Annotated in this window: 12 protein-coding genes; all 12 read left to right on the top strand. The window is 54.3% G+C overall.

Annotated features, from left to right (window positions below; all coding sequences use genetic code 11):
- Window positions 1–3 precede the first annotated feature (3 nt).
- The 12 genes from gspE (at window position 4) to iagB (ending at window position 11,662) form a co-directional block, all read left to right on the top strand.
- Window positions 4–1,482 (top strand): type II secretion system ATPase GspE, encoded by a 1,479-nt coding sequence (gspE, locus tag OGV67_RS11305; protein WP_115614911.1) that lies wholly within the window; start codon window positions 4–6, stop codon window positions 1,480–1,482.
- Window positions 1,482–2,690, top strand: a complete 1,209-nt coding sequence (gene gspF, locus OGV67_RS11300; RefSeq protein WP_071259562.1) for a type II secretion system inner membrane protein GspF — start codon at window positions 1,482–1,484, stop codon at window positions 2,688–2,690. Before gspE ends, gspF begins: the two co-directional genes overlap by 1 nt.
- A gap of 2 nt (window positions 2,691–2,692) precedes the next feature.
- Window positions 2,693–3,142 (top strand): type II secretion system major pseudopilin GspG, encoded by a 450-nt coding sequence (gene gspG / locus OGV67_RS11295; protein ID WP_286465547.1) that lies wholly within the window; start codon window positions 2,693–2,695, stop codon window positions 3,140–3,142.
- Window positions 3,142–3,627, top strand: coding sequence for a type II secretion system minor pseudopilin GspH (gene gspH / locus OGV67_RS11290; RefSeq protein WP_012133074.1), 486 nt, complete (start codon window positions 3,142–3,144; stop codon window positions 3,625–3,627). The genes gspG and gspH overlap by 1 nt, the downstream gene beginning before the upstream one ends.
- Window positions 3,620–4,000: a type II secretion system minor pseudopilin GspI gene (gene gspI / locus OGV67_RS11285; RefSeq protein WP_115614910.1), complete on the top strand. Its 381-nt coding sequence runs from the start codon at window positions 3,620–3,622 to the stop codon at window positions 3,998–4,000. Before gspH ends, gspI begins: the two co-directional genes overlap by 8 nt.
- The gene (gene gspJ, locus OGV67_RS11280; RefSeq protein WP_047457854.1) at window positions 3,997–4,662 is read left to right on the top strand and encodes a type II secretion system minor pseudopilin GspJ; all 666 of its coding nucleotides are present in this window, start codon (window positions 3,997–3,999) and stop codon (window positions 4,660–4,662) included. Before gspI ends, gspJ begins: the two co-directional genes overlap by 4 nt.
- The gene (gene gspK / locus OGV67_RS11275) at window positions 4,659–5,675 is read left to right on the top strand and encodes a type II secretion system minor pseudopilin GspK (protein WP_286465544.1); all 1,017 of its coding nucleotides are present in this window, start codon (window positions 4,659–4,661) and stop codon (window positions 5,673–5,675) included. The genes gspJ and gspK overlap by 4 nt, the downstream gene beginning before the upstream one ends.
- Before the next feature lie 15 nt (window positions 5,676–5,690).
- A complete protein-coding gene (gene gspL / locus OGV67_RS11270) occupies window positions 5,691–6,836 on the top strand; it encodes a type II secretion system protein GspL (protein WP_115614908.1) in 1,146 nt (381 codons plus the stop codon).
- A complete protein-coding gene (locus OGV67_RS11265; RefSeq protein WP_115609441.1) occupies window positions 6,833–7,318 on the top strand; it encodes a type II secretion system protein M in 486 nt (161 codons plus the stop codon). Before gspL ends, OGV67_RS11265 begins: the two co-directional genes overlap by 4 nt.
- Window positions 7,315–8,112: a prepilin peptidase gene (locus tag OGV67_RS11260; protein WP_286465543.1), complete on the top strand. Its 798-nt coding sequence runs from the start codon at window positions 7,315–7,317 to the stop codon at window positions 8,110–8,112. The genes OGV67_RS11265 and OGV67_RS11260 overlap by 4 nt, the downstream gene beginning before the upstream one ends.
- A gap of 264 nt (window positions 8,113–8,376) precedes the next feature.
- Window positions 8,377–11,085, top strand: coding sequence for a glycosyl hydrolase family 18 protein (locus tag OGV67_RS11255; RefSeq protein WP_286465542.1), 2,709 nt, complete (start codon window positions 8,377–8,379; stop codon window positions 11,083–11,085).
- Window positions 11,086–11,218: 133 nt separating this feature from the next.
- Window positions 11,219–11,662 carry a type III secretion system invasion protein IagB gene (gene iagB / locus OGV67_RS11250; RefSeq protein WP_012133066.1) on the top strand — a complete coding sequence of 148 codons (444 nt, stop codon included), beginning with the start codon at window positions 11,219–11,221 and terminating at the stop codon, window positions 11,660–11,662.
- Window positions 11,663–11,682: the final 20 nt, after the last annotated feature.

The following is an 11,682-nucleotide window of genomic DNA, read 5'->3' as shown; positions in this document are numbered from 1 at the left end:
CGCGTGGATGAATTAAGCAAAAATTTGTGCAGCAGCAGCTTCGCAAAAGACAACGGTGTGCTGCTTTATCACAACGACATATATATCCGTGAGGATGCGCCCGCGTTTGCCCTGCTGGAGATGCGTCGCGTGCTGGGGCGTGCCTTTACGCCGGTAACATTAACGCCAGAAGCGTTTGAAGAGATGCTGGCTAAAATCTGGCAGCAGAATAGCGGTGTTTCGCAGCAGCTGGTTGATGATATGGATGCCAATATCGATCTGATGGCGTTAACCGAGGAGATCCCCGATAACGAGGATTTGCTGGATAACGATGAAAACTCGCCGGTTATCCGTCTGATTAACGCCATTCTTGGCGAGGCGGTGAAGGATGGCGCGTCGGATATCCATATCGAAACCTTTGAGCGCACGCTGAGTATCCGTTTTCGCGTTGACGGCGTGCTGCGTCCTGTATTGCAGCCCGCGCGTAAGCTGGCGCCGCTGCTGGTATCGAGGATTAAGGTGATGTCTAAACTGGATATCGCCGAAAAACGCCTGCCGCAGGACGGTCGCATCTCCCTGCGCATTGGGCGTAAAGCGGTGGATGTGCGTGTCTCAACCATCCCGTCGCAGTATGGCGAGCGGGTGGTCATGCGTCTGCTGGATAAAAGCAACCTGAAGCCGGATATCAATAAACTGGGGCTGATCGACGAAGAACTGGAACAGCTCAAAGGACTGATTGGCCGCCCGCACGGGATTATCCTGGTGACCGGGCCGACCGGGTCCGGTAAGAGCACGACGCTTTACGCCATCCTCTCGGCGCTAAACGGCCATGAACGCAATATTCTTACCGTTGAAGATCCGATCGAATATGAACTGGAAGGCGTGGGGCAGACGCAGGTTAACCCGCGAGTGGATATGACGTTCGCCCGAGGCCTGCGCGCGATCCTCCGTCAGGACCCGGATGTGGTGATGATCGGTGAAATTCGTGACGGCGAAACCGCGCAGATTGCGGTTCAGGCGTCGCTTACCGGCCATCTGGTCATGTCTACGCTGCATACCAACAGCGCGGCGGGAGCGATTACCCGGTTGCGCGATATGGGGCTGGAGTCGTTTTTAATTGGTTCATCGCTGCTTGGCGTCATTGCCCAGCGTCTGGTTCGTCGGCTGTGCCCTCACTGCCGTGCCGTCAGTCCGCTGGATGATAATGAAAAACCGCTGTTCAGCTTTATGGAGAGCCCCCCCGACGTGATTTATCGCGCCGTGGGGTGTGAACAGTGCCGCCAGAGCGGTTACCAGGGACGCGCCGGTATTCATGAGTTTCTGCTGGTGGACAGCGCGATGCGCCGCGCTATTCATGAAGATAAAGACGAAATGCCGATTGAAACTCAGCTGTTTAAGCAGGCCTACAGCCTGCGGGAAAATGGTTTGTTGAAGGTGATCTCCGGCGTCACCTCGCTGGAGGAAGTGATGCGTGTTACCGCCGAGCGCGGAGGTGACGAATAATGGCCTGGTTCGCATGGACGGCTACGGATGCCGCCGGGAAAACCCGGCGCGGCGCCTTGCAGGCTGAAGGCCCAAAGCAGGTGCGCCAGACGCTGCGCGAACAGAAGCTGATGCCGATCAGCATTACGCTCACCAGCGAGCGCGCCGCCGGAAAGGGGGCTCAGAAAGGCGCAAAACTTTCGACACCGGTGCTCTCAATGTTTACCCGCCAGCTGTCGACGTTGGTTAATGCCGCACTGCCGCTGGAGAGTGCGCTGAAGGCGATTTCTAAGCAGACGGAAGACAAAAAGCTGGCGGTGATGGTCGGTGAGATCCGCGATAAAGTGGTGGAAGGGCACACGCTTTTCGACGCTTTCAGCCAGTTTCCGCGTACTTTCGACAAGCTCTATTGCACGCTGGTGATGGCAGGGGAAAAGACCGGGCATCTCGGCGGCGTGCTGGAAAAGCTGGCTGAATACAACGAACAGCGACAGAAAATGAAAAGCAAGCTGTCGCAGGCGATGGTCTATCCCATCACCCTGACGGTGGTGGCGATTGCGGTTATCTCCATTCTGCTGGTGGCGGTGGTGCCGCAGGTCATCGAACAGTTTGTGCATATGAAGCAGCAGTTGCCCGTCACCACCCGTACCCTGATTGCGGTCAGCGATTTTTTGCAGGCTTACGGAATGGTTATCGGCGGCGGCCTTGTCGGATCGTTTATCGCTTTTAACGCCTGGCTTAAAAAAGAGCGTCATCGTTTTGCATATCACCGCTGGCTGGTGAACCGTTCGCCGCTGAAAAAACTGGTCTGTGCAATAAACAGCGCCCGTTACATCCGCACCCTGAGCATTTTACAAGCCAGTAGCGTGCCGTTGCTGGAAGGTATGTATATCGCGATGGACGGTATTGAGAATCTGTATGCGCGTCAGGTGCTGGAACAGGCGGCGGATACCGTGCGTCAGGGCGCGTCATTATATAACGCACTGGAGCAGGCCAGATTATTTCCGCCAACCATGCTTTATATGATTGCTTCTGGCGAAGAGAGCGGCGAACTCGGTTCATTAATGGATCGCGCCGCCGAAAACCAGGAGTCGGCATTACAACATCGCATTACATTAACGCTGTCGGTATTCGAACCGGCGCTGGTGGTGACGATGGCGACGGTGGTTTTATTTATCGTACTGTCAATATTACAACCGCTTCTTCAGCTCAATAATATGGTGGGTTAATTATGTCTGTGAAAAAAAATAGCCTGAAAGGTCAGGCTGGGTTTACTTTGCTCGAATTAATGGTGGTCATCGTTATTCTTGGCGTTCTGGCCAGCATGGTGGTGCCGAATCTGATGGGGAATAAAGAGAAAGCGGATGCGCAAAAAGCGACCAGCGATATTGTCGCACTGGAAGGCTCGCTGGATATGTATAAGCTCGATAACCATCGTTACCCAACCACCGAACAGGGGTTGCAGGCGTTGGTGACGAAGCCGGAGATCGCGCCGATTCCCAACGGCTATCGTGCTGACGGTTATATTCGCCGTCTGCCGCAGGACCCGTGGGGAAATGATTACATTCTGGTTAGCCCTGGCGAACATGGCGCGGTAGATGTTTTCTCCTCCGGCCTGGATGGTGAAGCGAATACCGCCGATGATATAACGAACTGGTCTTTAGATAAAAAAGATAAGTAATGAATAAGCAACGTGGATTTACATTGCTGGAAATTATTCTGGCGCTGGTTATTTTTGCCAGCTGCGCCATGATGGTGGTTTCGACAATACCCTCACGCAGCGGCGCAGATATATTAGGCCAGCAATTACAATCCCTCGTTGAATATGGTTCTGATCGGGCAGTGATGGACGGAAATATAGTCGGGCTGGTGATGACGCCAACGGAATATCAGCTGGTGAAGTGGGCCGGGGAAAACGGCGGGCGTCATTGGGCGCCGCTGACAGCCGGGCGTATTTTCACCCACGGACAGTTTCCTGAAGAGATGCACGTTTCGCTCGCTCCCCAGCGTCTGGCGGCCACGCCTGATGCCGATCCGCAGGTGCTCTTTTTACCGGATGGGGAAATTAGCCGATTCACGCTGACGTTGCAGAGCTATGACAAACAGCACCATTTCCGCGTGGTGTCGCAGGGCGCTTCACCCGTTTTGGTAGAGAACAATGACTAAACCGGAAGCGAAAGAACAGGGCATGACGCTGTTGGAAGTCATGGTGGCGCTGGTGATCTTTTCTACCGCAGCGCTGGCGTTGATGAATTCCGTCTCGCTGAATGTGCGTTTTACGCACGGTCTTGCCGATACGCTACAGGCCAGTTGGATTGCGGAAAACCAGCTCGCGCAAGCGCAGCTTGCAAAAAGCGTTTTTCCCGACGTCGCTGAAGAAGGCAGTGAAACGATGGGCGGACGCAGCTGGAACTGGCGCAAACAGAGGGTGAAAACCGATGACAAGGCGTTTGCCGATGAAGTCCAGGTGTATGCCGAAGGCGAAGAGAGCCAGCCGGTCATCACGCTGCGGGTTGTCCCGCCGAAGGAGCGCAAATGAATACGCCACTCCGTCGCCAGCAAGGTTTTACGCTGCTGGAGATCATGATTGCGCTGACGATTTTTGCCGTGATCAGCACCCTTGCCTGGCAAATCCTTGACGGTGCGATGCGCACCACCACGGCAACGGATGCTGCTGCGACGACGCTTAATCAGCTTCAGCGAGCCTGTAACCTGCTGGAGCGCGATTTCTCTCAGCTCCAGCCGCGCGCGCCGCGCAATGAAACGGATGTGTTCCGTCTGGATCAACATGCCGTTGAGCTGACGACGGTAAGCGGCGTCAGTGGGCAAATTCAGCTGGAACGCGTGCGCTGGCGGCTGGAGGCGCATCGCCTGTGGCGTGATGTCTGGCCTGACATTGATAGTCCGGCTGACGTGAGCCCAGAAGAAGTACCGATTTTAAGCAACGTTAAAGCGATGAAGTGGCGATTCTGGCGACAGGGCTGGCAGACGACATGGGTTGAAACCGCCCATCAGCCGGAAGGCGCCGAACTGACGCTGACGATGGAAAACGGGGATACCTGGCGCTGGGTGTTTATGACGCCGGGAGACATGCCGGAAATCCAGGGAGCAAAGAAAGACGAAAGCGCTGAGGCTGCACAACCCACGCCTGCTGACGTTACGGCATCGGTTCCGCCAGCACGCGGTGGAGAACAGCAATGAACACGCAATCGGCGCAAAAACAGCGCGGCGTCGCGCTGCTGGTGGTGTTGATTTTGCTGGTGATGATGTCAGCGCTGGCGGCAAAGATCGGTCAGCAGTTTTGCCGAAATTTGCAGAAAACCCGCTATCAGGTCAGTCAGCAGCAGCTGCGCTGGGCGATGCAAGGCCAGGCTGCGGCGATAAAAGATCGTCTGCAAACCGACGCCAGCGGTGAGAGCAATGGATTATCGCCAGAAGGCGCGTGGCACGAACCGCTGGAAACTCAGGGTGAGAACTATACCGTCGTGAGCCAGATTGAGGACGCCCAGACCTGCTTTAACGTGAACAGTCTGCTGGCCATTGACCCTGCGCCTCCTGCGGATAGTGCCGCCGCGCAGCCGACAAAGCCGGTGAAAGAGCAGATTGTTGAACAGTTGCTGATCGACAGCGGAATCAGTACGGCAGCGGCGGAAGAGGTTTATCAACAACTGGTGGATTATCTGGACGCTGACAACACAACCGCAAAAGAGTCTCTGGAAAGCGATGCCTGGGCGGGTGTGATGCCGCAGCGCCTTCCTGCGAATCAGATGATGCGCACCATCAGCGAGATAAAACGGTTACCGGGTTTTCCGGTGGCGGCTTATCCCCGCGTCAGCAAGGTGCTGTGCGCGCTGCCTGATACGGAGAGCAAAGTGGATGTGAATACCCTGAAGCCCGGGCAGGCACCGCTGTTGTCTGCGCTGTCTGCGGGGACGTTAAGTGAGGATGACGCAGCACGGCTGATTGCCTCGCGCCCGGAAGAAGGGTGGGCGTCGGTTGATGCGTTCAGTAAAACGCTCGAAACAAACTATCCGCAGAGCAAAGCGATCCTCGCGCAGATGCAGGCGTTTGTTGCGGTGAACAGTCACTATTTCCGGGTCGAGAGTACCGGTAATACTGATGATTTAACGCTGCGCGTTGTCAGCCAGATTCATGTCGATCGTGACTCTGGCGAGGTGAGAACCTGGCAACGCCGTTACCGAATGATTGAATAAGAAAAGTCATAGTCTATGAAACAGGTACTTTTTATTCGTCCCGATGCAAACGTGGACGGGAAAATCGAGTGGTGCGTCTCCGGTAGCCAGCAGGTGGCAACGCTGGAAAGTCGGGATGCGCTGAAAACGCTTGCCGTAAATCCCCTGGCGACACGCGTTTGTTTGCTGTTGCCCGCCAGTGAGATGGTGTTCCGTCATTTTACCCTGCCCAAAAAAGGGTTATCGACGGCCTCCACACCGTTTTCATGGCTGGCGGAAGAGACGCTGATCGGCGATGTGGACTCGCTGCACTGGACGGTATTGCGGAAAAAAGGGCGGGAAGTGGATGCCGTGGCTATTGACGCCACCTGCTTTGAGCGCTGGCTTGCGCTGTGCGAAGAGGCCGGACTGAAGGTGATTCAGGTATTGCCGGACGCCATTCTGCTGCCGGTAAACGAAGGCGGCAGTACGCTGGTTTCCTGTGACGAAAGCTGGTGGCTGCGCTTTCCGCCGTTCGGCGCCTGCGAAGCGGATGCTACGCTGCTGCCGCTGTTGCTGGCGCAAGGCGGCGATGGCGAAGTGCGCTGCTATGGCGAAGCGCCTGCGGGTATCAATGTCGCTGAACAACTGCCGTGGCAGCATCCGCTGGTGTTGATTCAGCCGCAATGGAAAGCGTGTCGTGCCAATATGCTGCATGGCGCATTTGCCGCCTGCGGCAAAGAGGTGGGGCGATTTCGTCATCTGAGGACAGCAATGGCGGTGTCTGCGCTGCTGTCGATGGGGTTGTTGATTGGCCCACGCGTGGCAATGGCATGGATGTTGGTTCAGCAGGAAAATCAGGTACAGGCCGAGATTGCCCAGGTCGCTCAACACTATTTCCCGAGTCTGCGGCAGAAAACCAATATCAAATACCATTTTGGTCAGAATATTAAAAAACAGAGCAAAGGTATTTTTCTGCAACTTGAGGCGCTGGGACAGGTTAAACAGTCTGTGCCTGCTATTGAGATAAATGAAGTGGAATATGACAACGCGCAGAATGTGTTGACGCTGAACGCGGCCTCGCCGAACGCGCAGGCGCTACAGGATTTCGTTACACAGGCCACTCCCCATTTTGACTTTGCGTTACAACCGGTTTCGGACCAGTCACCCTATACGGCGATCGTGACGGGGAAATATAAATGAAAGAGCGAATTGCACAATTAAAAGCGCGCTATCAAAACTACAGCGATCGCGAGCGTGGTCTTATTACGCTATGTGCGGCGGCGATGTGCTGCGCGGTAATTTATTACGGCGGCATTATTCCGCTGGATCATATGATTCAAAACAGTCAGTCCACGTTAATGCGGCAAAAAGAGACGCTGCGCTGGATGCGGGACGAAATCGATAAAAATCATTTACAGGCGAAAGTCTTAAAAACGAACAACCCGCGAACGGTTATTGAAGAGAGCGCGAAAGAGATCCATCTCGCGTTGTCTGATATTCGTCAGGATGAACGCTCACTCTCTTTTGTTGTTGAACAGGTCAATATTTATGAACTGAAAAACTGGCTACGTGAAGTGAATGTTACGTCCGGCGTTCAGTTGCAAAAAATGGATTTGCAGCCGGTCGATCGTCAAAGCGACGTGAAAGCCAATATTACGCTGAGCTGGAATAAAAACGCATGAATACGATCATGTTGTTTCGGGAAAGCTGGCCGATTGGGTTTTGCATAATGAGCGCCTGCCTGGGCGGAATCCTCGGCAGTTTTCTTGGCGTAGTCAGCGAGCGCGTTCCCGCAATAGTGATGGAAAAGGAAGGGGCGGGGAATTTACTTTTTCCTGCCTCGCACTGCGCGGACTGCGGGCATCAACTGGCCTGGTGGGAAAATATTCCGTTATTGAGCTGGTGCTGCCTGCGCGGTCGCTGCCGTCATTGCCAGTCTGTGATTCCCCTGCGCTTGCTGTTGGTGGAGTTAGCCAGTGCGCTTTTTTTTGCGGCAACGGCGGCGGCGCTCCCTTCCTTTGTCACGCTGATCGCGCTGTGGGTTTTATGGTGCGGTTTGCTGCCGCTCACGATGATTGATGCGAAATATATGCTGTTGCCGGATTGTCTCACGCAGCCGCTGCTGTGGGCTGGGCTGCTGCTGCATTGCGTTTTCCACACGATGCCGTTGGCGAGCGCGTTATATGGCGCCGTTGCAGGGTATCTCATTCTGTGGCTGGTGTACTGGAGTTTTCGCCTGCTGACGGGGCGGGAAGGGCTTGGACAGGGCGATTTTAAGCTACTGGCGGCGCAGGGGGCGTGGTGCGGCTGGCAGGCGTTACCGTTATTAATTCTGGTTGCGGCATTAAGCGGTATTGTGCTGTATGGCCTTTTTTACTCTGGCGTAAATAAAGCGGGGCAAATTCCTTTTGGTCCCTGTCTGGCCTTTTCGGGAATGGCGATGTTTATCTTCCAGACATTGCAATTCACATTCTGACGCGGCTGGTCAAGTGTTTTTTTAAATTCTTTCGCCGAGGGAATAAAGGGAACTTATTTATTTTCCAGATTATCATTGTCGCATAAGTTAATAGAATTAATGCTTATGCCATTTTAGGGAGGAGCGTAAAGCGAAATAGATTATTTCATTTTTATAATGGGTTGGTTTCCGTTGTCTTAAATAAATTACTGTTTGAAATTCGTCCATGCTCTAAGGAATGCATGGCTGTTAAATATTCACGAATAAAATTATCAGGAATTAATAATGAAATTTATGAAGCCTAAATATCTGGCACTTTTTGTGGCAGCAGCGACAAGTCCGGTTTTTGCCGCTGCGCCGGGTACGCCGTCTATTACCAGCGGCAATGATAAATTCGCCATTGTGGAAGTGGATCAGGCTGCGCAGGATTATAACAACCTGGTGAAAGTTCATAACGATGGCGTGGACGTCAAGGTGGAATGGAACGTCTGGAGCGGCGATGCGCCGACCTCCGCGAAAGTGCTGTTGGATGGTAAGACCGTATGGTCTGGCGCAGGTAGCGCTGCCGGTTCTGCGACCTTCAAAGTCAAAAAAGGCGGTCGTTATCAGGAGCAGGTTGAATTATGTAATACCAGCGGGTGTACGAAAAGCGCCAGCAAGCTGATTATTGTGGCGGATACCGACGGTAGCCATCTGCTGCCGCTGAATACCACCATAAAGGAAAACAATAAAACGTTTGCTCAGCATACCGATAAAGTGGTGGGCGCGTACTTCCCGGAATGGGGCGTGTATGGCCGTAATTTCCCGGTGGATAAAATCCCGGCGGCTAACCTGAACCATATCCTGTACGGCTTTATTCCCATTTGCGGCGGCGACGGTATCAATGACAGCCTGAAATCCATCGAAGGTGGCAACAGTTTTGAAGCGCTGAAACGCGCCTGTAATGGCCGACAGGACTATACCGTGGCGATCCACGATCCGTGGGCGGCGCTGCAAAAACCGCAGGCTGGCGTCTCTAACTGGGATGACCCGTATAAAGGCAACTTCGGTCAATTGATGGCGCTGAAAAAAGCGCACCCGGATCTGAAAATCCTGCCATCGGTTGGGGGATGGACGCTTTCCGATCCGTTCTTCCAGATGCATGACAGCGCGATTCGCGCGCGGTTTGTTGCTTCCGTTAAGGATTTCCTGAAGACCTGGAAATTCTTCGACGGCGTAGATATTGACTGGGAATTCCCGGGCGGCGGCGGTCAGAATGAAACGCTGGGCAACCCACAGCAGGATAAAGCGACCTACACGGCACTGATGCACGATCTGCGCACCATGCTCAACGAACTGTCTGCCGAAACCGGTCGGACTTACGAGTTGACTTCCGCTATCGGTTCCGGTCAGGACAAAATCGAAGACGTGGACTACGCCCAGGCGCAGCAGTATATGGATCACATCTTCCTGATGAGCTACGACTTCTACGGCGGCTGGAGCAACACCGATCTGGGGCACCAGGCGGCGCTGCACGGCGCAGAGTGGAAACCGGACACCAAATACACCACGGAAAATGGCGTCAATGCGTTGCTGGCGCAGGGCGTGCAGCCAGGCAAGATCGTGGTGGGCGCGGGGATGTATGGCCGTGGCTGGACTGGCGTGCATGGCTATACCGGCGACAATCCGTTTACCGGTACGGCTACCGGCCCGGTGAAAGGCACCTGGGAGCCGGGCGTGGTTGATTATCGTCAGATTGTTAATGAATACAAAGGCAAACCAGGCTGGGAATATCGTTACGACGCTGCGGCGGAAGCGCCGTATATTTTCAATAAATCCACCGGCGACCTGATTACCTATGAAGACGCCCGCTCTGCGGCGGCGAAAGGTAAATACGTCCTGGCTAACAACCTCGGCGGCCTGTTCTCCTGGTCTATCGACTCTGATAACGGCGACATTCTGAACGCGATGAACGAAAGCTTGCTGGGTGGGGGGTCTACGCCGGTTGAGCCGGTTGTAACCAACCATGCGCCAGTCGCGACCGCAGTTGACCAGGTCGTAACCGGCCCGGCGACGGTCACGCTGGACGGTTCTGCCTCTACCGACCCGGATGGCGATGCGATCACCTATAAGTGGACGCAGATCTCCGGTCCGTCCGTAACGCTGAACAAGAGCACCAGCGCGAAAGCGAGCTTTAACGTCGCCGCTGTCTCCAGCAATCAGAATCTGGCGTTCCGTCTGACCGTTACCGATGCGAAAGGTCTGAGTAACGCCATTGACGTTCAGGTCGTGAACAAAGCGCCAAAAGCGAACCAGGCCCCGGTTGTGAATCCGCTGGAAACGGTGTCGCTTGAAGCAGGCGCAACCTACACGCTGAATGCGCAGGCTGCCGATCCTGATGGCGACGCGTTGACCTACGCCTGGAGCGTGCCGGGCGACATGAACGCGACGGGGACGGACACCTCCAGCGTGACCATCACCGCGCCGGAAGTGAGCTCCGCCTCGACTTACACCGTCAGCGTCGTGGTCAGCGATGGTAAAACCAGCGTGCAGTCCAACGTGCAGATTAACGTTACGCCAAAAGCGGGGCCGGTGCCGTCCGACGAAGGGACAACACCGTCTGATGAAGGCACCACGCCAGCCGATGAGGGGACGACGCCGTCTGATGAAGGCGCGGCAACCGGCGGTTGCGACAGCCCGGTTGATGCCAATGCCAGCCACTACGCGGCATGGGACGCCAGCAAAATCTACAACAATGGCGATACCGTCAGTTTTGATCACCTGGTGTGGAAAGCGAAGTACTGGACGCAGGGCAATCAGCCAGGCTTTGGCGTGGACGCGTGGGAACTGGTCAGCCAGGTGAAATTCAACTGGCGTTCCGATGTGGTTTACAACGGCGGTGAGACTACCACCTATCAGGGGTCTGTATACCGCGCCAAATGGTGGACGCAGGGTGATAAACCCGGCAACAGCGATGTGTGGGTGAAAGAAGGCGCCGCCGCAGACTGTCAATAATTCTCTTACCTTAATAATGCGGATACGTTATCTATCCGCGAAGGGTAGCCGCCCCTGTCTGGGGGCGGCCATCTCTAAAAAATAATGTGCATAACGAACAAGGAGCAGATCACCCCGACAACCGGATGAAAATATGAAACGTTTAATTTTGTTGTTATTGATGTTAAGCCAAAGCGCGTTTGCCAACTGCTGGGACAGAGCCGCAAATTATTATCATGTTGACCCTTATTTATTATTTGCCATTGCGCAAGTCGAGTCTGGCATGAATCCCTATGCGGTAGGACGAAATCACGACGGGACGAGAGATGTCGGGTTGATGCAAATAAATAGTTCGCATTTTTCAGCGCTGGAACGCCGTGGCATTGATGAGTATCGACTGATGCTGGAACCCTGTACATCTATTATGGTCGGCGCGTCGATCTTATCCGATATGATCAAAGTATATGGTTATAACTGGGAGGCGGTAGGCGCATATAACGCCGGGGTTAAAAAAGAGAATTACCCGCAGCGCATGATTTACGCGCATAAAGTCTGGGAAACATACCAGCGTATAAAAATGACCACGCAATATAAATAAATCCAGCCGCTTTTATTTTT

Source organism: Citrobacter sp. CK188, from assembly GCF_030333525.1.
Taxonomy (GTDB): Bacteria; Pseudomonadota; Gammaproteobacteria; order Enterobacterales; family Enterobacteriaceae; genus Citrobacter_B; species Citrobacter_B koseri.
Note: the sequence above shows the minus strand (reverse complement) of the source record. Positions and strands in the feature narration are given on the sequence as shown.

Excerpts from the sequence above, each read along its gene's own strand:
- OGV67_RS11265 (WP_115609441.1), top strand. The coding sequence starts at position 6,833 with ATGAAAGAGCGAATTGCACAATTAAAAGCGCGCTATCAAAACTACAGC.
- OGV67_RS11255 (WP_286465542.1), top strand. The coding sequence starts at position 8,377 with ATGAAATTTATGAAGCCTAAATATCTGGCACTTTTTGTGGCAGCAGCG.
- OGV67_RS11260 (WP_286465543.1), top strand. The coding sequence starts at position 7,315 with ATGAATACGATCATGTTGTTTCGGGAAAGCTGGCCGATTGGGTTTTGC.
- gspG (WP_286465547.1), top strand. The coding sequence starts at position 2,693 with ATGTCTGTGAAAAAAAATAGCCTGAAAGGTCAGGCTGGGTTTACTTTG.
- gspI (WP_115614910.1), top strand. The coding sequence starts at position 3,620 with ATGACTAAACCGGAAGCGAAAGAACAGGGCATGACGCTGTTGGAAGTC.
- gspF (WP_071259562.1), top strand. The coding sequence starts at position 1,482 with ATGGCCTGGTTCGCATGGACGGCTACGGATGCCGCCGGGAAAACCCGG.
- iagB (WP_012133066.1), top strand. The coding sequence starts at position 11,219 with ATGAAACGTTTAATTTTGTTGTTATTGATGTTAAGCCAAAGCGCGTTT.
- gspL (WP_115614908.1), top strand. The coding sequence starts at position 5,691 with ATGAAACAGGTACTTTTTATTCGTCCCGATGCAAACGTGGACGGGAAA.
- gspK (WP_286465544.1), top strand. The coding sequence starts at position 4,659 with ATGAACACGCAATCGGCGCAAAAACAGCGCGGCGTCGCGCTGCTGGTG.
- gspJ (WP_047457854.1), top strand. The coding sequence starts at position 3,997 with ATGAATACGCCACTCCGTCGCCAGCAAGGTTTTACGCTGCTGGAGATC.
- gspH (WP_012133074.1), top strand. The coding sequence starts at position 3,142 with ATGAATAAGCAACGTGGATTTACATTGCTGGAAATTATTCTGGCGCTG.